The 21,216-nt window shown below is 49.0% G+C and carries 19 protein-coding genes; 3 read left to right on the forward strand and 16 right to left on the reverse strand.

Annotated elements, in window-relative coordinates; translation table 11 throughout:
• Positions 1–16 precede the first annotated feature (16 nt).
• From QZT80_RS00610 to QZT80_RS00685, 16 genes are all read right to left on the reverse strand, one after another.
• Positions 17–2,710: a hypothetical protein gene (locus tag QZT80_RS00610; protein WP_295116573.1), complete on the reverse strand. Its 2,694-nt coding sequence runs from the start codon at positions 2,708–2,710 to the stop codon at positions 17–19.
• Positions 2,707–5,964: a hypothetical protein gene (locus QZT80_RS00615; RefSeq protein WP_295116575.1), complete on the reverse strand. Its 3,258-nt coding sequence runs from the start codon at positions 5,962–5,964 to the stop codon at positions 2,707–2,709. Before QZT80_RS00615 ends, QZT80_RS00610 begins: the two co-directional genes overlap by 4 nt.
• 38 nt (positions 5,965–6,002) lie before the next feature.
• Positions 6,003–6,440, reverse strand: coding sequence for a GPW/gp25 family protein (locus tag QZT80_RS00620; RefSeq protein ID WP_295116577.1), 438 nt, complete (start codon positions 6,438–6,440; stop codon positions 6,003–6,005).
• Positions 6,441–6,461: 21 nt separating this feature from the next.
• A complete protein-coding gene (locus QZT80_RS00625) occupies positions 6,462–6,755 on the reverse strand; it encodes a PAAR domain-containing protein (RefSeq protein ID WP_295116579.1) in 294 nt (97 codons plus the stop codon).
• 13 nt (positions 6,756–6,768) lie between these two features.
• A complete protein-coding gene (gene vgrG / locus QZT80_RS00630) occupies positions 6,769–8,514 on the reverse strand; it encodes a type VI secretion system tip protein VgrG (RefSeq protein ID WP_295116581.1) in 1,746 nt (581 codons plus the stop codon).
• Between the two features lie 6 nt (positions 8,515–8,520).
• Entirely contained in the window at positions 8,521–9,237 is a 717-nt protein-coding gene (locus QZT80_RS00635) for a LysM peptidoglycan-binding domain-containing protein (protein ID WP_295116583.1), read from the reverse strand.
• A 3-nt stretch (positions 9,238–9,240) separates the two neighbouring features.
• Positions 9,241–9,414, reverse strand: coding sequence for a DUF5908 family protein (locus QZT80_RS00640; RefSeq protein ID WP_295116585.1), 174 nt, complete (start codon positions 9,412–9,414; stop codon positions 9,241–9,243).
• 10 nt (positions 9,415–9,424) lie between these two features.
• Positions 9,425–9,931, reverse strand: coding sequence for a phage tail protein (locus QZT80_RS00645; protein WP_295116586.1), 507 nt, complete (start codon positions 9,929–9,931; stop codon positions 9,425–9,427).
• Positions 9,932–9,941: 10 nt separating this feature from the next.
• The gene (locus tag QZT80_RS00650) at positions 9,942–10,376 is read right to left on the reverse strand and encodes a phage tail protein (protein WP_295116588.1); all 435 of its coding nucleotides are present in this window, start codon (positions 10,374–10,376) and stop codon (positions 9,942–9,944) included.
• Between the two features lie 41 nt (positions 10,377–10,417).
• Positions 10,418–11,845 carry a phage tail sheath C-terminal domain-containing protein gene (locus QZT80_RS00655; protein ID WP_295116590.1) on the reverse strand — a complete coding sequence of 476 codons (1,428 nt, stop codon included), beginning with the start codon at positions 11,843–11,845 and terminating at the stop codon, positions 10,418–10,420.
• A gap of 42 nt (positions 11,846–11,887) precedes the next feature.
• Positions 11,888–13,057 (reverse strand): hypothetical protein, encoded by a 1,170-nt coding sequence (locus tag QZT80_RS00660; RefSeq protein ID WP_295116592.1) that lies wholly within the window; start codon positions 13,055–13,057, stop codon positions 11,888–11,890.
• A 9-nt stretch (positions 13,058–13,066) separates the two neighbouring features.
• A complete protein-coding gene (locus tag QZT80_RS00665) occupies positions 13,067–13,663 on the reverse strand; it encodes a DUF4255 domain-containing protein (protein ID WP_295116593.1) in 597 nt (198 codons plus the stop codon).
• A 694-nt stretch (positions 13,664–14,357) separates the two neighbouring features.
• The gene (gene rsmI / locus QZT80_RS00670) at positions 14,358–15,029 is read right to left on the reverse strand and encodes a 16S rRNA (cytidine(1402)-2'-O)-methyltransferase (RefSeq protein WP_295116594.1); all 672 of its coding nucleotides are present in this window, start codon (positions 15,027–15,029) and stop codon (positions 14,358–14,360) included.
• 81 nt (positions 15,030–15,110) lie between these two features.
• Positions 15,111–15,353, reverse strand: coding sequence for a phosphoribosylformylglycinamidine synthase subunit PurS (gene purS / locus QZT80_RS00675; protein ID WP_295116596.1), 243 nt, complete (start codon positions 15,351–15,353; stop codon positions 15,111–15,113).
• 62 nt (positions 15,354–15,415) lie between these two features.
• On the reverse strand, positions 15,416–16,183 hold the full coding sequence (locus QZT80_RS00680) for a CDP-alcohol phosphatidyltransferase family protein (RefSeq protein WP_295116598.1): 768 nt from the start codon (positions 16,181–16,183) through the stop codon (positions 15,416–15,418).
• A gap of 57 nt (positions 16,184–16,240) precedes the next feature.
• On the reverse strand, positions 16,241–17,533 hold the full coding sequence (locus QZT80_RS00685) for an aminopeptidase P family protein (protein ID WP_295116600.1): 1,293 nt from the start codon (positions 17,531–17,533) through the stop codon (positions 16,241–16,243).
• Between the two features lie 285 nt (positions 17,534–17,818).
• Between QZT80_RS00685 and pckA the strand changes: the two genes are divergently transcribed.
• From pckA to QZT80_RS00700, 3 genes are all read left to right on the forward strand, one after another.
• Entirely contained in the window at positions 17,819–19,426 is a 1,608-nt protein-coding gene (gene pckA, locus QZT80_RS00690; protein ID WP_295116602.1) for a phosphoenolpyruvate carboxykinase (ATP), read from the forward strand.
• An 89-nt stretch (positions 19,427–19,515) separates the two neighbouring features.
• A complete protein-coding gene (locus QZT80_RS00695) occupies positions 19,516–20,403 on the forward strand; it encodes a bifunctional 5,10-methylenetetrahydrofolate dehydrogenase/5,10-methenyltetrahydrofolate cyclohydrolase (protein ID WP_295116604.1) in 888 nt (295 codons plus the stop codon).
• Between the two features lie 59 nt (positions 20,404–20,462).
• Positions 20,463–21,086 (forward strand): 7-carboxy-7-deazaguanine synthase QueE, encoded by a 624-nt coding sequence (locus QZT80_RS00700; RefSeq protein ID WP_295116606.1) that lies wholly within the window; start codon positions 20,463–20,465, stop codon positions 21,084–21,086.
• Positions 21,087–21,216: the final 130 nt, after the last annotated feature.

Consider the following 21,216-nt stretch of genomic DNA (forward strand, 5'->3'; position numbering starts at 1 on the left):
TTTTTTCAGGATAATGTTACACGTCGAGGTTACCAAGACTGGTACGGCCCAATACCACCGGAGTATCGGTGGGATGGGTGCAGTCGCTGAGGTTACCTGCCGGATATACGCTTTTAACGTTGTACAGTACGTTCACAAACCGTTGCAGGGCTTCCAGTCCGTCTTCGCTATTCAACTCGCCCGCCTGTTTGTGCGTAAGCCAGTTTTTAAAGGCTTCTTCGAATTGCTGTAGTTCACGGTCGTTGAGCCAGCAAATCTTTGGTTGTACATGCGCCGGTGTTTCCATACGCACCAGTTGTTCGATGTAGGTGTGGAAGCCACTTTCCCGGAAACGCGCCGTTTCTGCGGGTAATACAATGGTTATGCGGAAAGAGTAAGGATCTTCGCCACAACCGTCTGCACAATCCTTCTCCGGGCATACGGGTAAAAAGTTTGCCGCGTTCTGCAGCTCACTTTCCGTTTCACCCAACCACTGTAAATCAGGGCGTAACAGCAGGTGTTCTACAACGAAGATGCCTTCATCGCTATAATTCTTTCTTACAAACTGTAACAGGAACGCAATGGCATTTTCCATCTTCTCTTCGGCATCGAAATATTCAATGCGGCGGGCGATTACATCATTGGTTTCATCCACCAGGTTGAAGTAATACTTGTTATCGACAGTGCGTTTCAGGCTGTAATTCCGGCGATCGGCTGCCAGGCGCATAGCGGTTTTAAACACCGCTTCACAATCGGCCTTATCGTAATATTTTGTGCTGCTGCTTAACAGTATCTTATTGGTCACAGGGTCCATCAGGCGAAAACGGTATTCATCCTTGCCATCGCTATCTTTCTCCTGGAATATTTCATATTTGATGGTGGATAATACGCGACGGTTAAAATTGGGCATCCCTAACAGGCGGGCAATGCGATGTTCCATCCCGCACACATTATCTGTATCCCAAATTGTTACATCTTCATTGTAATAATCGAAACCTCCGCCACGGTTGGCGCTTATGCGTGGATATTCATTCAGGAAGATGCGTTTATCGGCCACCACATCTTCTGCTGCTTTCTGACCATACAGCGAATAAAGCTGCATTACGTAGTCGGAAAAATGTTCGGCAAAGCGGGCCAGCAAGTGGTCCATGAAGCGGTTGCTGCGACTTACCGCATCGTCGTACGAGCCTACCAGTTCCGGCAGGTGTTTTACTGCGGGATTGGCTGATGGTGTTTCGAACGTGTCATAATCGGTCAGTAATTTTTCCAGTCCGGGAAACGACTGACTGCCAATCTTCTGGTAGAAGTAGGTTTGCGGCGATTCTAATAGTTCGGTGTCGGAAAAATTCAGTTGGAACAGTTCACGCACATTGGCCAACTGCGACAGGTAATTGGCCAGTACCTGGTCAAAAAAGAGCAGGTAGGCTTTTAACTGGGCACTTTGCGCCTTGCGTTCGTCCGACGAATTAGCAGGCAGTCCGGCGGGGCCTACGCCATAGGTGACAGGCAACTGGTGCAGCAGGGGCGTGTAATCGGCCACGTTATGATAGGTGCCGGTCGTAAAAGCGAGGTCAGAACTCTTCACCGCATTAGCCGCATCCTGCTGCGCTTTTATTTTAGCCGCCAGCTTCTGCGCCAGGCGGGGCTTATCTACACTTACAGGTATTACATCTTTAAAAAGATGAATGGCATTTTTATCGGTACAAAGGGCAGGTTTGCGCCAGGCAGTAACCGGTATACACCATTCGTAACGTTTGGAAGCAGGCGTATCGCAGTAGTTCAGCAGTATCGTTTTAACAGACCGCACACCGGGTATATCCATGATCAGGTTGATAATGTCGGAAGTATAAATGTTCTTCCGTAACTCCGCCTTTGCCAGTTCTTCATCCGGAATAAAACCGTTGTCGAGCCAGGGGCCTTCAAATATTTCGTCGGTGGTGTAATGAGCGCCGTCTTTCTTTTCCATGGCCAGCATATCGCCCAGGGTGTACTGGCGTACGGGGGGCGAAAGATAATTCTGCACCACGAACAGTATTTCGGCCAACACCTCTTCCGGATCGGCGCCGGCGGTAATTTCGATATCTGAACAAATGAGAAACTTCTGCTCCGCGATGAGCGAAATATTACCGAGGTCCTCGCAGAGGTTGCGGTTGCGGTGGTATACCTCCCGGGCGGCTTCTATAATGCCATCAATCCTGTCCTGCTTTTGCCCGTTCGTCATTTCCTCTTCCTGTGCAGGCGTGAGGGCGTCCAGTTCCAGGAACACATCATAAATACCATTGAGCGCCATCGGCTTGAAGGCATGCCCTTCCGGGGGAGTTCCCAGCAACACATCATCTTTAAGGTCGTGCTGCAGGGTGTAAACACTTTTGCGCAACCAGGCGTTTTTAACACCGGGTATGTTGATGAACAGTTTACGAAGGTCGTTAGCAGTAACCGGCCTTACTGGCAGAATACGGGCGGCGGAGTAAAACTGTTGGTTAAATGTATCGCGGTTATTTTCCCTGGTAGCCAGCAAATCGGCTACTGGGAAATTCGTGCGGTAACCAAGGTCGGTAATCGCATAACAAAGCAGTTCCAGCAACGTAATACCCGGATCGTGTACGTTGTAGTCCGTCCACAGGCCGCTGGCAATTTGCTCGATATACTGCAACCCTTCCGTCCGCAGCAGGTTGTAGTCCATACTCTTTATGGAAGGTGGTTGTGGCGATATAGTGATGGCGTTACTCATGCGCAAACATCTTGTAAGGTGAAATCAGAAATGGTATGCTGCTCGCCCGAAACGAGTATGGCCCTGGGATCGGAAACAATGATCTCGCTCACGTCGGCGCTACGCTGCCCGTTAACCACATGGAACATATGGCAGTCGGTCACAAAGTCTACGTAAGGCCTTTCATCAATAAAATTGAGGATAACGCTTTTGCGTACGGCCCCACCGAACGTGATCTCCAGCTTACTATCAAAAGCCCAGGGAGAAAGGAACTGCACCAGTTCCTGGTTCAGTAGTTTTTTATAGTGACCGTTGGCACCCTGCGTAGTGAAACGCACTTTACATTCCAGCAGCACTTTTTCGTATTGGGGGTTTTCTACCTGTACGGTGGTAAAAAAGCTGCAATGCTGCCGGAGGTAATCTGCCGCCCTTACCAGCACATCCTTACTTACTTTCGGCTCCAACGGATTAATGGCATTGGCGTTCCGTAAGTCGGGCACCACGATGAGTGTTACGCTTCCGGGCGACTGGTACGCGCAGCAATGCCCTGCCTCCTGGCTGCTATGTTGCAGGCACTTCGCTTTGTATATCTCCGGGAAGTATTGCAGCACCAGGTGTTCATAATCCCAGGCAGTGATGGCTCTTTGTTTATGACGCAGCCTTTCACTTGTTCTAATGGCAAATGCGTCGTTGGTTTCAGGCAACTGGCCACCTTCGGAGCCATAAGGCTGTGTTACTTTCTTAACGGTCGCCAGTTTCTCTTTCAACTTTGAGATGGTTTCCGAGGCCAGTACGTTCATTAACGGCGTACCCGATTCCGGACGAAAAGTAGCGCGCACGGCCTGTGTATGCAGTTGTATGAACCTGCAAACACCCAGTGGATTGTTTACCCGCCCTCTTATCCAGAACTTGCCTTTGCCCATCAGCGTATTATCGGTCGTCGCTTCGTTTGGAATAGCCCACTGGATAATACCCGAGCGAAGGAGGTGGTTGGTGCGGTCGAGTACAATTTCTTCCGGCAGCAATTTTCGCCATTCATTACTACACAATACACTCCACTCTATATCCTGTGTATCGGCTTCCGGGTCGGCACTGCCCTGCGCCAGCTGGAACAGGCAACTTACCGACTGGCCGTGTTCCACTTTATCTAACCCAATATAAAAAGCCCCGCCGACAGCATATTGCGGCAACAACGTTACGTTGGTGGCAGGCAGGTTAAGCAATGTGCCAAAGCTGTTCTTTAAATACCCATGCTGCTCCGCCACACCAAATACATCTACACTAAAAAACTGCACCCCACGGGTATTGTAAGCCGCAAAATTATTGCTGTCCAGCGCCACCAGGCTGGTGCTGGCGGTATAGTTAAATGAAAAGTTCTTGATCAGCGGGGTATAAGGCTCAAGTGGCAATTGGTCTTCCGGCGCTTCATTCCGCATTTTAATAGCGTATACACCAGGATATTTTTTATGGAAGAAGTCTTTATCCAGGTCGATCCGTACAAAACCCTTAGAGGTATCTACAGGTTTAACGGGGTTGATGATACTGAATATCGGCATCTGCCACCAACTGCTGATAGACATTCCTATATTGGAATAAGCGGAAAAATTAGGATTAGAATAAAGGCTGTACTGGGAAGGATAATACGCATTGAACGTAGTGGCCAGCCCGGCATAAGCCGAATAGATACTCGTGACCACGGGCGTGTTATTCTCTTTGAACGGCCACTCTATATGTGCTGTACCATCGCTGGCAAAGAGGCGCGTACTTACTTTATCCGTTTTCCCTTTAATGTGAATACTGGCCGTGAAATAACCATTATCATCGATAGGCGAATTATCAGCGGGTACAGCCAGCATCGAAGGCCCCGCCCAGATGCCTACGTAAGGAAAACTGCCTGGAAAATAATTTAGGTTCAGTACCGGCGGGAAGTAATTCTTATAATGATTTTTAAAGTTCTTCGGCGCGCCCTGCCAGTCCACATCAAAAGAAAAGGTGTCGATGTTCTTCTGCAACACCTCATCATAACCGATATAAAAACTGGCGCCCACTACCGGTATCGGACCAAAGGGCATAAAGGCCTTTTTCGGGTCCAGCACACCCAGGTCGTTCTGGAGCTGCAGGGAAGTAACACCTTTTACGTCTGCTTTCAGTTTGATATTATGAACTATCGCTTTCTGCAACATCTTCCGTAACTGGCTGGTACCGGTTTTAGAGAATAGCACCTGCATTAGCGGCAGTGTGGTGTTAAAGTCTTTGCCCAGCAACGCTGCATTGTAACCTGTAACACCGGGTACCGTTTTGGTAAGCCCGGCATCGGTCACCGTCATTTTAATACGTTGCCCCGAGGCGGAAAACTTAACGGTGGCGGCATTGGGGCCTATCCATCCCTTTTCGCCACTGTAAAACACTTCAAAAGCGCCGGTAGTTAAGTTGTTAGCGGTATTGATATTGAAAGATCCGTCTACTGTTAACTCAATTTCTGCGGTTACGGTACGATCGCCTTCTTTCAGGAATAATAATTCTGATGCTGCGGCGAACCCCGTTTTCTGCACAGGCAGTACGGGTAATTGTCTACGCTTGTCCTCACCTCTGCCAAAGGCTGCCCAGGAAGGGCCTTCCGGCGGCAGTTTACCTCCAAGACCATCGTTACTGTTAGCCACAGTGGCATAATGAATTACATCAGGGGTGGATGCGGTTACATATGTACTGCGTAAATCCGTAATGCTGGCGGTGTTTACGGCAATATCATTATCCAGCTCATAAGCCAGTTTGTTGCCGCTGTTATCTTTACCGCCATCCAGCAAAGTGCCCTGTACCAGGAATTGTTCTGTAATATTTTTAGCCAGTTCAAATACCACATGCACCTCATCGGGGCGGCCCGATAGATGTTGCATGCCCAATACCTGCTGGTAGTAAAAATCGAGGTGTTGCTGTGTAATATTATTTACCTGCTGTCTGGCGTGCTGTAGTAACTGTATAAAAGCGAGGTATAAAGCCAGATGCGGTTCAAAGTCGTTCCGTTTTGCCAGCTGTTTTTCTATAGCGGCGGTATCGAAATCGAAAAAAGCGTCCCAGCTGCCGTTTACCGTGTTGGGTGCAGCACCGGTATGATCGTAGTACTTAACAGACTTTGCGTATTGTTTCGCAAATTCCAGCAAATCGGTCAAACTGCGCTCATCCACCTGCACAAACCCGCCTTTTAATTCGGCAGTGTTTCGTGCAGCCTGGCTGGCGCCATCGCGCAGGTGTGTGCTGATATGTGTGTTGGGGCTCATTGTCTACATTAAAAAAACAGTAAATAAAACGTGTATTATTAACCGCCTGCTACCATACGCTGGCCGCTTTTAATTTCGGTGCCTTCGTTCCGGTAGAAGGGGAATACATAGTTCATCCTGCTGTTGGTGCTGCGGATCCGGTAATCTATCTGCACTTGTATCAGGCCTTCCAGCGAGTTATCAGTAAGAATATCTATTTTTTCTGTTTCGATACGCGGCTCAAAAAACAACAACGCCGTTTTAACACGGTCCATCATCAGGGCCTTTAGCGAAGTATTTACCGATTCGAATAACAGGTCTTTCATGTCGCAGCCATAACGTGGCTGCATCACTCTTTCGCCCAGCATGGTGCTGAGCAGTATATCCAGGCTGCTATGTATATCGGTTTCGCCTTCGAGCATTTCTACCTGTTTGGTGTTTTTGTTAAACACCGGGGGAAAACTCCATCCCCTCCCAAGAAAAGGTTGATCCGCCATTGTGGAATATTTTTACTTGAATTATCCGCCTATTAATACTGAGGGGCAGCCCAATACGATCGTACCCCCATGAGCCGTACTATCGCCCATCCTGGCTGCAGGCAGGCCGCCTATTAACACGGTGGCCGAGCCCAGCACAATCGTATCGGGTGGCCCGGTACATACCGCCATATCACTTACCCGCGCTGCCGGCAAACCACCTATCAATACATTTGCGCTGCCTGGCGGGAGTATTGGCCCGCCCACATGTGGCACGGTGCCGGTTACCATCGGGCATACATGCATATCACTTACTCTGGCTGCTGGTTTGGACATATACAGTTTGTTTCTAGTTAATTTGCACCAGCGATCCCTGCACAACACAAGTACCGCTGCTCGACAATTTTAACGATGCGCCGCCACTTACTTCGCAAACGGCATCGCTTTTAATGGTAATGTTCGGGGCAGCGAATTTTAATTCCGTGGCTGCCTTTAGCTCCAGCGCTGCGGCAGACTCTATCTTCACCGCAGCCGGCTCCATGGTTATCTTATTACCGTTCTCATCTTCTATCCTGATCAGACTTCCATTATCGTCTATCGTAATCACTTTGCCTCCGGGCGTTTGTATCGTTATCGATTTTTTGTCGTCATCAAACGCCAGTTCCAGTTTGCTGGCAGTATGTATTTTTTTGATGTAGTTGTCGTTACTGTGCGCCTCGGGCGAAGCATTGGCCGCGCTGTGTAAGGAGCCCAATATCACCGGGTAATTCGGGTCTTCGTGCAAAAAACCAATGATCACCTCATCTCCTATCTCGGGCCTGAAGAACGCTGTTCGATCGGCACCGGCATAAAAAGAAGCCATACGCGCCCAGGTACCTTCTTCTTCTGTAGATATTTCGGGGAGCTTCACCTTTACACGGTACGCACCGTCCGGATCTTCCAGGTCGGTCACTACGCCTATATGCAGCCCTTTAATACCCGGGATCACCGAACTGGCTGCTGTATGTGTTACTTCATGTTGTTCTGCAAACCACTGCGGCGAAAGGCCAAACTGTATGTCGGTATGCCATAACCCGTTCTTCATTTCCTGCCGCACCCCGCTTACGAACACGTCGCCATTAAAGCGCTGCCCAATACCGCCGAGGGTTATCACCTGCCCGGGCATTACACCCGCATAACCCTGAAACTTAACGCGACCGCGTATTTTAGACAGGCGGTTCTTCATCAGTTGTGCATCGGCCCATGCCTGCAATTCGGTTTCGGCCATTGCCCCGCCATGTTGCAGCAGGTAAGGATCGGCCTTAAAAACACCGGCCAGGTCGCTGCTGAATATATTGCCGGGTTCCGGAAAACCAGGTTCCATCGCAGATGCTGTCACCATCGCCTGGGCCGAATGGTCCCAGCCATTGGAAGCAACCGTTGATACCTGGTTACGGGCATCCATCTCTGCATCCAGTTCTATAATGGTGCTGCCGAACAACAGATCAAGTGCCGGAGGCTGTGAAAAATCAGGCTTCTTAATCACCAATACGCCATCCTCTGTAAAACATAATTTACCATTTGCTTCCGCCCGGGTTATGATGAAATCCCAGTCGGTACAGTAGTATTGAACGAGTTCTTTATGTTTAACGGTTGTCGCTTCCACATCGGCTTCGAGGCCGGCGGTGCTGATCATATCTTCGATCACCTCACTGTCTGTCATCTCCGCAAAGTATTTGTTCTTCCTGCTGATGCTCAGTTTGGCGAGTTTATCCATACATTCTATACATAACAGGGGCGAGCCGGCAGAACGGATCTTTATATTGTGTTTCACCACTACGCCCTTAAAAACTTTCTCGTTGGTATTGTTATAACCCATCTGAATTTCTATTTCATTACCGGGCAAAAATGTGGCTTCATTACTGGCGGGAAAATCGCCGGTAGAAGCGCTGCCGTCCATAATAAACAGCGTGGCACGGGCAATACGGTTAGCCTCCCGGTACACCACCACGTGCATAAGGTTCATCGAACGTGGTATCTCCACGTTATTCACTTTCACGATCACGGAAGCGAGTCCCGCGGCACCATCAACCGGTATAGTTCTGCTAAGGGGCAAGTCTTCTTATTTTAAAATGGGTGGGAAATAGATTTTCTGTCCTACAGTCAGTTTCCTGAAGTTCACGAGTTTGTTGACCCGTGCTATTTCCAGGTAATGTTTCGAGTCGCCGTAAATGCGGTAAGTCATCAGCGGCAGTGTATCGCCTTCCTTTACTACGCGCATGTGTGTAAGGTCGGGGGAACTGTTGCTTTCAATCGCTTCCCGTTCCACCGGCTCCACGCTTTCGCGGAAAGTACATTTGGCGGATGCCCGCAGCGGTGTACCGTCGGGCTTGAATAATTTGTACGTTACACGCAGGTTGGTAAGGCGGCATTTGAACAACAGTGTGCCCCATACAAGCTTTACATAACGTGGTTCGTGTATTTCGCCGGAGTAGGTGAGTACCACCAGCTTGAATTTTTCCAGTTCATCCGGCACGCTTAGTTTCTCGCCTGCACCAAATATGCTGGCGATTTTGAGTAACGCATTTCCCTGGCTGATTACACCTGTGCCGTCGAATATAAAGTCGAACTCCAGTTCCTGCGGACTGCTATTGCAGAATTGCAATTGTGCGGCGCTGTTTCCCTGGGCCTGCGCTTCGTTGAAGTTGATCTGCTGGCTCAGCGAGTACGACTCGGGATTGATCTGCACGAGGTAGGGTTCCATTCCCGGCGCTTCGGTATAGTTCGCATCCACGCAGGGGATGATCTTCATTTTCTCCAGTGTGCCTTCGTCGAACATAACTTAACGTTCTTCTTTTTCGTGAATAATACGCAGCACTTCTTCCACACAGGCAGCCACAATAGCATCGCGATCAGCCCCGCGGCCGGCGTTGGCAGCCGGTGCAGCCGCGGGAGCACTGCTGCTACCCGCGCCCACTTCGGCCGTTATTTGTATTTCCTGGATAATTACCGGCATATACAATAGTTTAAAAGCTTACCGATACGCTGCCCGAAATGGCCCCTGCGAGGCCTGCAGCCAGCGATACCGGAGAAATGATCTTGAAATAATTATAGCTGAGCGTCAGCGATTCTATCGCTACCTGTCCCCGTTCCGCATGCAAACCGCTCACCTCCCACTTCACCGGTATGGCGTTCATCACATACCAGCCAAATACCGGGATGTGGTTCTCGTCCTGCAATGAAATGAGTACGTTCGTCGGCTTAAAATCGTAGTTCTCTATCGCCTGCCGGCACCATTCGGTGATCAGCGCGGTATTGAACAGGCCTCTCTTAAGCGTGATGTCGGTATAAGCGGCCCTGGTGGGTAGTTTGTGTTCGAAACGGTTTTCCCCGCCTTCCTTCACACTTTCGGTGTTCATGGTAACGGACAGCCCGGTTACTTCCTGGAAACACACGTCAACCGGCGTTTGCGGAAATATTTCAAACACAACCAGGAAATGAAACCCGGTAAGCGGATATTCAAAGTTCAGCATGATACAATGTCTAAGCAGTTTCTATTTCGAGGCCTTCATGTGCCAGTTCCAGTGTTTCTACCGCTACCTCGTTGCCATCGGCTTTGAGGTCGGTACTTTGCACTTTAACGGGCCAGGCGTTCTTCACTTTCCAGTTCACCACTGGTTCGTGATTTTCGTTCAGCAGCGATATAATCAGGTCGCGGCGTTCGATGGTGTTAAGTTGTACGGTTTTTAACCAGTTAAAGAACTCGTTATCGCCCGCAAACGTGCCGCGCTTCAGTGTGATGTTCGAGAACTTCTGCATGCCGGGCATTTTTATTTTGTGGTACTCGGGACTGGCGCCATGGCGGTATTCGATGACGTCCACGCTTTTATCGAGGCCCGATACTTCTGTGAAACCGATATTGCTGCCACCCCATTCTACGCGGAAATGGAACTTCGGTAACGGATAACTACTAGCCATATGTGTAATTTTTTTGTGTTGATGTTAAGTGATAATGAAACCTAAGACTCCTGCATTTTGTGGGAGAATTTCAGGATGATGAACTCTGCAGGACGCACAGCGGCCATGCCTATTTCAACGTTCATCTTTCCTTCCAGTATGTCCTGGGCGGTCATGGTAGTGCCAATACCACAGGCCACGTAAAACGCATGCTCTGGTTTAGCCCCTGCCAGCGCACCCTGGCGCCATAAGTTGGTCAGAAAGTTGGAGATCATCGCCCTTACCTTAGTCCAGGTGTTGGCGTCGTTAGGTTCGAATACGAACTGACCACTGGCCTTTTTACAACTTTCTTCCACCATGTTAAAGAACCTCCGTACCGACACATAACGCCATTCGTTATCGTTACCTGCCAGTGTACGCGCGCCCCATACGAGCGTACCTTTACCGGTAAAGGTGCGGATGGCGTTTACTGATTTACCGGCAGTAGGATCGATGTTCATGTAACCGTTTTCCTCATCGGTAATAGGCACGGCCAGTTTCATCACGAAGTTCAGACCTACATTGGCCGGCGCTTTCCACACACCACGGTTCGAATCGGTGGTAGCGTACACGCCAGCTATGGCGGAACTTGGCGGCAGTTCTACATTCAGTTTGCTGATGGCGTCAATGGCTGAAGCATATTGCGCCGTACCGCGACTAGCCGGATCGGCCAGGTCAAACTGTGAGGTGACATCAGCCTCTCCTTCTACCGATACGGTACGATTTACTACGATCTCGGCCTCGTTGATTTTGTAGGTAAGCGTAGTCACCAGGTTCGGATAATAAGCCGCTCCGTACTTCAGGTTGTTAGCCAGCGAAGCATCGCGGAAAGCGTCTATATTCAGAGTATTGGTATCGTTGTTCTGGTACAGGTCGATGATGGAAAACCTGTCCTGCAAAAGATTACATTGGTCAAGTGCAGATTGTTGCAGGGTGTAATACAAAGCAGGTGTACTCATATTAGGTCCTTCCGGGAAGAGGATCAGCGTTGGTTCATCAACTGTTGCCAGTTTTCTTAAACCATTACCCAGCGCGGTAGCATCGGGTGCGGTACCAAGGGCGAGGTAAGTTGCCACGGAAACAATGTAACATGGACCACCACCGTTTCCGAAGTACATCTGCATGGCGTAGTACATGTTATGGCGCGACTTCGTTGCACCGGCAAAAGCAGCAGTAGCGGCGATAGACAGTACATTGTCATCAACGTCCTGGCGTTCGGCCATGGTTACCACAATGGCCTCTTCGGGTTGCGGGCCGCCGAAATAGCTTTCGTAATCCAGCAAAGAAGTAATGCGGGTGGGCACCATGTTAAGGTCGCCCGGAAGTCTTTTATCAGCTTTTTGCGTATAACCTATAAACGCCGGGATGGCGGTTTCCACCTGCGCTACCGAAGGGGGGAATTTAGGTTCTTCGATGACGTAAACGCCGGGAGTCTTAAATGTGGAAGGCATGTTGAATATAGTTTGTGATTATCAATTGAGGTTACTACGATATTAATAATTGAGGTGTATTTCCGAACAGTAAAAAATGTCTCCGTCCCGCTCTATCGTTTTGATCCTTTCGGCCGATGCATTGCGGATGTTCAATACCGGCGGCCCCATGTTGCTGGTTTCCAGGAAGATGGACTTTATGGGCGTTTCAGAAAGCGGTATCGGTTTATTGGAAAGGAACACATTGCTGTTTTGTGCGAACTCGTAATTGTTCTGGCTGTCTTTAATCGCGGTAACCGTAGATCCCGCGCCTGGCACATATTTCCAGATAGCAGAACGGTTCGCGAAATGAATGGTGAATACTTTTTCTTTCAGCTCCCCATTGTTATTAAGCAGTGCAAAATCATTATTGCCCGCCAGGTGGTTGAATATTTCCACCACCCCAAATACCTGCTCGCGCCGCAAACGGCCGTCGATGTACAGCAATACTTCGGCACCATTGGCTGTAATGCGGTATTTGCCTGGCTCCAAACCTTCTATCTTCACCGCCTGCGTGGTAACAGGCGCATCGTAGTTGCTCATCTCGGCGGGGAGTGCGGGTTTATCATAAATACCTGTAGCCGTATTGAATGCGAATACCTCTGTTAACACTGCCTCAGCCGGTGCAGGTAACGTAAAAGTGTAAGCAGCGCCTACATGCGTAATCAGATCATTGCCCGTAACATATCTTTTCGCTCCACGATCGCGCCAATACACTGCATCATTCAGCGGATGTGCATTGCCGCTATTGCTGTTTCGCAAAGCTTCGGAAACATTGTTCCCGTTGCTGGCCAGCGCTCCCGGCAGATAAGTACTGCCACTGTTATAACCCGCAATCGGAGCCGACAAATAATGCGTGTTATTTATTTTAAGCTGATGCAGGTTGTTAAAATACAAGCGTGATAACGGGCCGTAGGCACCTTCGAGGTTTGTATAATTGGCGAACAGTGGCTTTTTCAATTTCAGGTAACAACGGTAAACGTCTGTGGCAGCCGGCGCCGACAGCGGTTTGCCGTTTACCACGCGCACCAGTGCGTATCCTTTATTGCCGAGGTTTTTCCAGATCACCTGCTGATCACGGAACAGCTGCGCGGTTTCCGGTGAAGGCACGATCTCGAAATCTTCGCAACGGCCACTGGCAAAGTAGTCGTGCAATATTTCTATTGCAAACAATATCTTGTAACTAAGCTGCATAACGTTTTCTTAGTTGTTTACCTGGTTTTCGCTGATGTTTACTTCGGTAATTAATCCTGCTTCCGCCTCTTTAGTATCATCGTCTATCACCACCATACGCATTTTGTACAAAGCACTGGGGTAGTACTTGCCGCCCAGCGTGGCCCAGAGGTGGTTCACCTGTTCGAAATTCATGCTGTACAAGTCAAGCACCAGCCGCTCCAGTTTATCGTCCATGCCCGGCGAATTTTCGCGGGTAAACACGTTACGGTACTGGAAAAATTGTACGACCAATGCGAGCCATTTCAGCGCGTCATCATACGTATTCCGATTGATGGAAAACAGGCAGTAGAGATTGAGGTACACACGTGGATTTTTATACGACACACTATTACTGTCCAGGTTTCGGCGGAAATTATCCGGTGATTTCGAAATCCTGTCTTCCTCGATATTCACAAGTGTAAGTATGGCCCTGTTAGCCATCGGATTGGTAGTGCCGCCCTGGTCGCTATCCTGCAACCGTGCTACATTTCCCAATACAAGTCGGGGATCCGTTACCGGCCCTAATTTGATCGACAGATACTTGTTTACTTCGTCAGAAATAAACTTAAGCGCCTCATTTATCATGCTGCGTTTTTTGGGGATGTAAAATCAAATTTAATCCAAGGCTAGTGCTGCTGCGAAGTCAGTTTTTTTTGGGGCAACTGAGCATTCGGGAACTCTCACTGTAATATTAGGCAAATATTTTTATTCAGCAAAAAAATTAACGATTGCGTGCTGTGGCACAATGGGATATGGCGTTCATGCATTAGCAAATTATTTTATAAAACAACTTTATCAGGAATCCTAATAAAATTTCGCAGGGTCATAGTGCATTCACATTGGACTCATATCGAACTCGCATGCCCTCCCCCTCTGGCAATTTGATCTATTTTCAGGTTGACGATGACAACACTGACACAATTTTCTCCCTCTTCTCCTTCTCTTCTCCTTGCTTTCAGGTACTCTTCAGGTACTCTTCAGCTACTCTCGGGCACTTTTGTTAAAATGCTATCACCGGCAAATATTTCTGCTTTCAGGACAATTTTTTCTGCTTTCAGGACAACTTTTCAGTCTTGGGCTGAACGATATTTGTGTTGTATCGAAGGTTATTTATCGTTGGACTAAACGATGTTGGTTAAGAGACGAGGGCGATAATAGCAGGGGTGGATGCGCGATGGCGGTCAAACTGGCAGAGGTTATGCCTGGAATTGCACCGCCGCTGAAGGGAGTGACACAACGGCGGCTGAGGAAAGGATTTGAAGATGGCTAAATAAAAAAATTACTCAACACCCGCTACGATGATCACGATCTCACCTTTTACGCCTTTCTCTTTGTAGTAATCGTGTACTTCCTGGAGAGTGCCGTGTTTGTTTTCTTCGAACATTTTGGTGAGCTCGCGGCTAACGCAGCACTGGCGGGTGGGACCGAAATACTGGATAAAGTCGGCCAGGGTTTTAACGAGGCGCATGGGCGATTCGTAGAACACCATGGTGCGCTCGTCGGTGGCGAGTTGGGTAAAAAGGGTTTGCCGGCCTTTTTTAAGGGGAGGAAAGCCTTCGAAAGTAAAGCGGTTCATGGGGATGCCGCTATTAACGAGGGCCGGAACGAAGGCCGTAGCGCCTGGCAGGCACTCTACCGGCACATTGGCGCGAATACACTCACGCACCAGCAAAAAGCCCGGATCAGAAACACCGGGAGTACCGGCATCAGTAAGCAGGGCCATGGTTTTACCGCTTTGCAACTGCATCACCAGGCGCTGCAGCACTTTATGTTCATTGTGCTGGTGATAAGGAGTGATGGGCTTATCGATGGCATAATGGCGCAACAGCACGGCCGAAGTGCGGGTATCTTCCGCCAGTACAAGATTGGCTTCTTCCAACACCTTTACAGCCCGGTAGGTCATATCTGCCAGGTTGCCGATGGGCGAAGGAACGATGTAAAGCTTAGACATGTACGGGCGTTTATAATGCCGATCCCGCGGAAACATGGACTGCCGAAGCCGTCATGTCCGCGGGACCCGGAACTAATTATGTTAGAGGATGGTGATCTCGAAGAATTCCATTACCTGGTTAGCCAGCAGTTTCTGGCAGGCTGTTTCGGCAATCTTGTGTGCGTCTTCCTTAGTAGCCGCATCGATCTGCAGGGTGATGTGTTTGCCAATCCTTACATCCTGTACCTGGATGCCCAGGTTTTTCAGTCCACCCAGTACAGTTTTACCCTGTGGGTCCAGCAGTTCTTTCAGCGGCATCACATTTATATGTGCAGTAAATGTCATCGTTCTTAAAATTTTGACGCAAACCTACGTGATTTTATTAAAAATCGGAAGAAGAGATGCGCTTAATGTACAGATGGTTTAGGTGGTTTTACCAGCGAAAGCAGGATGTAGGCGATAAAAACAAAGGGCACCGCTGCAAAGCCCAGCACAGGAATACTGCCTATAGTAAGCAGTATCAGCAAAAACCGGGGCCAGTTATCCTTCACCGAAAAGTTCTTAAACTTCAGGCTGATCATAGGAATGGAGGAAACCATGAGATAACACAATAACCCGATGATTACATATAGTACCCACACATTTTCCAGCAAATGCGCCATGTTAAAGGGATTATACAGCATAATAAGCGGGAACGACGCCACCAGCAAGCCTACTGCGGGAGTAGGCACGCCAATAAAATGCTCCGACTGCCGCGTATCGAGGTTGAACTTAGCGAGGCGATATGCCGCAAAACACGGCACCAATAAGGCCGGGGCCAGGTTTACGTATGAAACGTCGAACACATCGGGCGTTTGCATGTAAGCACTGCGTAACAGGCGGAACAGCACCATGCCAGGCACAACACCGAAACTTACGACGTCGGCCAGACTGTCCAGCTCCTTGCCCATTGGGCTTTGTACCTTCAGCAGCCGGGCCACCATACCGTCGAAAAAGTCGAACACACCGGCCAGTACCACCAGAGCCGAAGCCCAGTAAACCGGGGCGGGATTGGTGATCATATAATCGGCGCCATTAAAGGTGGCAATGTATTCAGGAGCATGCAGAATAAAGATTACGGCAAGGGCGCCGCAAAAAAGATTGGCCAGGGTAAGGATATTAGGTACTTGTTTCATTAGCGTTTTCAGATATATAAGATGCGCGTTGCCGTAACAACGCGCATCCCGGGGAAATTATTTTTTCATGAGTGCCTCGATCTCGTCGGCCGTGATCGGGATATTCTTCATCAGGTCGATGTTTCCGCTGTTGGTTACCCAAATATTATTTTCGATGCGGATGCCTAATTGTTCTTCTTCGATGTAAATGCCCGGCTCCACTGTAAGCACCGATCCTGCGGGGATAGCGCCGTACATCGACGGACCGAGATCATGTACGTCCACACCCAGGTGGTGAGATATGCCATGGTACAGGTACTTGCGGTAAGCGCGGTTCTCCGGATCTTCGTTCTTTACGTCCGCTTCGGTAATCAGTCCCAGTTTTATGAATTGTTTGCTGGCCTCATCGCCTACCTTCTCGTGATAATCCATCAGGCGCATGCCGGGGCGTAAGTAAGCCTTACAGAAATCGTGCAGGTGCAGGCAGGCGTTGTACACCTCGCGCTGGCGAACGGTAAACTTGCCATTAACTGGTACAGAGCGGGTGAGGTCGGCATTGTAACCGCCATAGGCAGCGCCAAAGTCCATTAATATTACCTCTCCGTCTTTACATTCCTGGTTATTGCTGATGTAGTGGAGCGTGCGGGCACGATCGCCGCTGGCGATAATAGAGCCGTAAGCTTCTCCGGTGGCGCGGTTACGCAGGAACTCGTGCATAATTTCTGCATGAATTTCATGCTCCCATACGCCGGGTTTAATAAACTGCAGCACACGGCGGAAGGCCTTTTCGGTAATATCCATGGCCACCTGCATCACTTTCACTTCTTCTTCCGTTTTAACGGCGCGTAATTGTTTAAATATCACGGCAGCACGCAGGAAATTATGGAGCGGGTAACGTTCGCGCATTTCTTCCGCATAACGGTAGTCGCGTACGGGAACGTAGTTCGATTTGCGGTTGTTTTCGTTGGTATTAAGATAAACACTGCCGGCTTCGTGTACCCAGGGTTGCAGCAGGCCGTCCAGCGTATCGAGCCACACGATGGTAGAGATGCCCGAGATGGCAGTAGCTTCCTGGCGGCGGAGGCGTTTACCGTCCCACTTCTCTTTCAGTTCGTTAGGCCGCACCAGCACGAGTACTTCGCGGTACTTAGGATCCGGATGGTCGGGGTAAAGAATGACCATGGTGTCTTCCTGGTCGATACCCGTTAACCAGTACAGGTCGGAATTTTGTTTAAATGCGTGTAAGGCGTCGCCATTGGTGGGCAGCTCATCGTTGCTGTTGATAATAGCGATCGACTGTGGTACCATCTTTTCCGTAAAGCGCTGTCGGTTCTTAATAAAGATCTGTGGATCAAGTGGTAAAGACTTCATATGATGATATAATTCGTTGTTTACTGCTTTGGCGAGGATTAAGGTGCCAAACCTACAGGAAAATGGTCAACTATCAAAATAGGCGATAAGTGTCTGCTAAACGCCTTATAAATTATTAGCAAAAGATTGATTTATATATTTCAGCAATCGATATTAATTAGCGACTATCTAATATTAATACCAGATAAACCAATATTGGCTAATTTTACAAGGTGCAACACCTAAAAAATTAGATACTTTCAAAAAAAGCCTAGTTTTGCTTCTACACCAAAACAATCTTTCTTTATGCAAATCAGTAGTGTGAGAGATACACTTACGGAACTTAAAGAATTGGGCATAGGAGATATTGCGAACGTTTATTATCAGCTTTCACCTGAAGAACTGATTTCGCAGACCCTGGCCCGCAGGCAGGGTAGCCTGACCGACAGCGGCGCATTAGCCGTTAACACCGGAGAATTCACCGGTCGTTCGCCCAAGGACAAGTTCATCGTAAAGGACGGCAAAACTGCCGACAGTGTTAACTGGAACGACTTTAACCAGCCATTTTCAACAGAAAATTTCGACAACCTTTTTGGTAAGATCAGTGCTTACCTGAAAGACAAACAGGTATGGGTACGTGATTGTTACGCCTGTGCCGACCCCGCTTACCGGGTAAACATCCGTGTGATTACGGAAACGCCCTGGGCTAACTTATTTGCCTACAACATGTTCCTGCGTCCTTCTGATGAGGAGGTAGAGCACATGGACCCCGAATGGACAGTGATCCAGGTACCCGGTTTCCTGGCCAATCCGGCCACCGATGGTACCCGCCAGCACAACTTCTCCATCGTAAGTTTTACGAAGAAGATGATCATTATTGGCGGATCGGCTTACACCGGCGAGATCAAGAAAGGCATTTTTACGATCCTGAATTACGTGTTACCGCACGAGCATGGCGTACTGCCGATGCACTGTTCGGCCAACCAGGGTAAAAAAGGCGATACGGCTATCTTCTTCGGCCTCAGCGGCACGGGCAAGACGACCCTCAGCGCCGATCCCGAAAGAAAACTGATTGGCGACGACGAGCATGGATGGAACAGCCACAACGTGTTTAACTTCGAAGGAGGTTGTTACGCCAAAACCATCGACCTGAGCGCCGAGAAAGAACCACAGATCTTCCAGGCCATACAGGACGGGGCTTTGCTGGAAAACATCGGCTACTACCCCAACAGCAATAAAGTTAATTATGAGGATGGCAGTATCACGGAAAATACCCGTGTATCCTATCCCCTACATTATATTGATAATGCACTGGAGCCTTCTATCGGCAGCACTCCTAAAAACATCTTTTTCCTAACCTGCGATGCGTACGGTGTGTTGCCACCTGTTTCCAAATTAACACCGGGACAGGCCATGTACCAGTTTATGTCTGGTTACACGGCTAAAGTAGCCGGCACGGAAGCTGGTATCACAGAACCTAAATCCACGTTCAGCGCATGTTTCGGGGCTCCATTCATGCCGTTGCATCCGGCTCAGTACGCGAAAATGCTGGGCGAAAAGATGCGCGAGCATGAGGTGAACGTATGGATGATTAACACCGGCTGGACGGGCGGTGCTTATGGTACGGGGCAACGTATTAAACTGGCCTTCACCCGCGCTATGATCACCGCCGCCCTTACCGGTGAGCTGGAAAAAGTAGCTTACCGCGAGCATGAAGTGTTTGGCGTAGCCATTCCCGAGTCGTGCCCGGGCGTACCCGACGAAATCCTTGATCCACGCAATACCTGGAAGGACACAACCGCTTACGACAACAAAGCAGCCGACCTGGCCGCCCAGTTCGTACGCAACTTCGAAAAGTATGCGGACAAAACAGACAAGGAGATCCTGGACGCAGCGCCTAAACCGCTGCAATAAATTAGTCTGTTCATTAGCAACCATATGTATTCCGGCGGGGCCTTAGCGACCCCGCCTTTTTTTACGATCAATTTTTCGTAATTTTGCGCATGCAAATTTTAGACGGTAAATTAGTATCCCAGGCTACAAAAGACCTGTTAGCACAAAAAGTAACGGAGTTAAAAGCTTTAGGAAAAAAAACGCCTCACCTGGCCGCCATACTGGTGGGCAACAGCGGCGCCAGCGAAACTTACGTAGCGTCCAAAGTAAAGAGCTGTGCCGAAATTGGTTACAACTCTACCCTGCTGCGTTTCGACGAGCAGATATCTGAAAAACACCTCCTGGACAATATTCAACTGCTGAACGAAAATCCCGACATCGACGGTATTCTTGTACAGCTGCCTTTACCTAAACACATTAACGAAGAGCTGGTAATCAACACTATTGACCCGACGAAGGATGTAGACGGCTTCCATCCCATGAACGTGGGTAAAATGGTAAGCGGCCTGCCTACTTATGTGCCTGCTACCCCATACGGCATTATGTTAATGCTGGAACATTATAATATCGACACCAAAGGCAAACATGCCGTAGTGATAGGCCGCAGCCATATCGTGGGTACGCCCATGAGCATACTGCTGAGCCGCAATACCAAACCAGGTAACTGCACGGTTACCCTCTGCCACTCTCAAACCAAAAACCTGAAAGAGCTTTGCCTCCAGGCCGACATCATCGTAGCTGCCATTGGCCGCCCCGATTATGTTACCGCCGATATGGTTAAAGAAGGTGCGATCATTATCGACGTAGGTATTAACCGTGTAGCCGACGCCAGCAAAAAAAGCGGCTTCCGCCTCGTGGGAGATGTAAAGTTTGATGAAGTAGCACCCAAATGCAGCTTTATTACCCCGGTACCGGGTGGCGTTGGCCCTATGACCATCGCGGCTTTGCTGAAAAACACCTACCACGCTTCTATTGGAGAAAAAGAACACCTGAACTAAATACCGAAGGGGAAAAATTTGACAAAGGCCGGTATATACCAGACCTTTGCAATAATATCATGCTCATTACAGCAACACATACCGCTACCAAACTGCCTGTCATGGAATACTTCTACACCCTCCAGGGTGAAGGGTTTTACCAGGGCCAGGCCGCTTACTTCATCCGTCTTGGCGGTTGCGATGTAGGCTGCCATTGGTGCGATGTGAAAGAAAGCTGGGATGCCGGCAAACATCCACAGCTGAACATCAACGACATCGTAAACGAAGCGGCACAGTTTCCAGGTAGAATTGCCGTAATTACGGGCGGCGAACCGCTGATGCACAATCTCGGCGACCTTACCGAAGCCCTGCACAAAGCTGGCTTCCGCACTCATATCGAAACATCGGGTTCCTCCCCTTTAAGTGGAGAACTGGACTGGATCACCTTATCGCCTAAGAAATTTAAAGCGCCATTACCCGAAGCCTGCGAAAAGGCCAATGAACTGAAGGTGGTCGTGTTTAACAAATCAGACTTTGCCTGGGCAGAGAAACATGCTGCTATGGTTGGCCCCGATTGTAAACTTTACCTGGCCCCGGAATGGAGCAAAAAAGAGGAAGTAACCCCGCTGATCATCGATTATATCAAAGACCACCCGAGATGGCAATTGTCTTTGCAGATACATAAATATATTAATGTACCATAGGAAAAGCGGGGTAGACACCCCGCTTTTTTGTTATTTAGTTTATGAGAAAGTATGGGTAAACACCCCACTTTTTATTTCGTGAGTTATTGTTAATTACTGTAAAGGTTTTTTACAGTCAACGCAAAATTTA

The organism is uncultured Chitinophaga sp. (assembly GCF_902168175.1).
Lineage (GTDB): Bacteria > Bacteroidota > Bacteroidia > Chitinophagales > Chitinophagaceae > Chitinophaga.

Bases quoted from the DNA above. Each gene is read 5' to 3' on its own strand.
- QZT80_RS00640 (WP_295116585.1), bottom strand. From the start codon at position 9,414: ATGCCGGTAATTATCCAGGAAATACAAATAACGGCCGAAGTGGGCGCG.
- QZT80_RS00615 (WP_295116575.1), bottom strand. From the start codon at position 5,964: ATGAGCCCCAACACACATATCAGCACACACCTGCGCGATGGCGCCAGC.
- QZT80_RS00695 (WP_295116604.1), top strand. From the start codon at position 19,516: ATGCAAATTTTAGACGGTAAATTAGTATCCCAGGCTACAAAAGACCTG.
- QZT80_RS00610 (WP_295116573.1), bottom strand. From the start codon at position 2,710: ATGAGTAACGCCATCACTATATCGCCACAACCACCTTCCATAAAGAGT.
- pckA (WP_295116602.1), top strand. From the start codon at position 17,819: ATGCAAATCAGTAGTGTGAGAGATACACTTACGGAACTTAAAGAATTG.
- QZT80_RS00665 (WP_295116593.1), bottom strand. From the start codon at position 13,663: ATGATAAATGAGGCGCTTAAGTTTATTTCTGACGAAGTAAACAAGTAT.
- QZT80_RS00645 (WP_295116586.1), bottom strand. From the start codon at position 9,931: ATGCTGAACTTTGAATATCCGCTTACCGGGTTTCATTTCCTGGTTGTG.
- QZT80_RS00650 (WP_295116588.1), bottom strand. From the start codon at position 10,376: ATGGCTAGTAGTTATCCGTTACCGAAGTTCCATTTCCGCGTAGAATGG.
- purS (WP_295116596.1), bottom strand. From the start codon at position 15,353: ATGACATTTACTGCACATATAAATGTGATGCCGCTGAAAGAACTGCTG.
- rsmI (WP_295116594.1), bottom strand. From the start codon at position 15,029: ATGTCTAAGCTTTACATCGTTCCTTCGCCCATCGGCAACCTGGCAGAT.
- QZT80_RS00700 (WP_295116606.1), top strand. From the start codon at position 20,463: ATGCTCATTACAGCAACACATACCGCTACCAAACTGCCTGTCATGGAA.
- QZT80_RS00635 (WP_295116583.1), bottom strand. From the start codon at position 9,237: ATGTTCGACGAAGGCACACTGGAGAAAATGAAGATCATCCCCTGCGTG.
- QZT80_RS00620 (WP_295116577.1), bottom strand. From the start codon at position 6,440: ATGGCGGATCAACCTTTTCTTGGGAGGGGATGGAGTTTTCCCCCGGTG.
- QZT80_RS00655 (WP_295116590.1), bottom strand. From the start codon at position 11,845: ATGCCTTCCACATTTAAGACTCCCGGCGTTTACGTCATCGAAGAACCT.
- QZT80_RS00685 (WP_295116600.1), bottom strand. From the start codon at position 17,533: ATGAAGTCTTTACCACTTGATCCACAGATCTTTATTAAGAACCGACAG.
- QZT80_RS00680 (WP_295116598.1), bottom strand. From the start codon at position 16,183: ATGAAACAAGTACCTAATATCCTTACCCTGGCCAATCTTTTTTGCGGC.
- QZT80_RS00660 (WP_295116592.1), bottom strand. From the start codon at position 13,057: ATGCAGCTTAGTTACAAGATATTGTTTGCAATAGAAATATTGCACGAC.
- QZT80_RS00625 (WP_295116579.1), bottom strand. From the start codon at position 6,755: ATGTCCAAACCAGCAGCCAGAGTAAGTGATATGCATGTATGCCCGATG.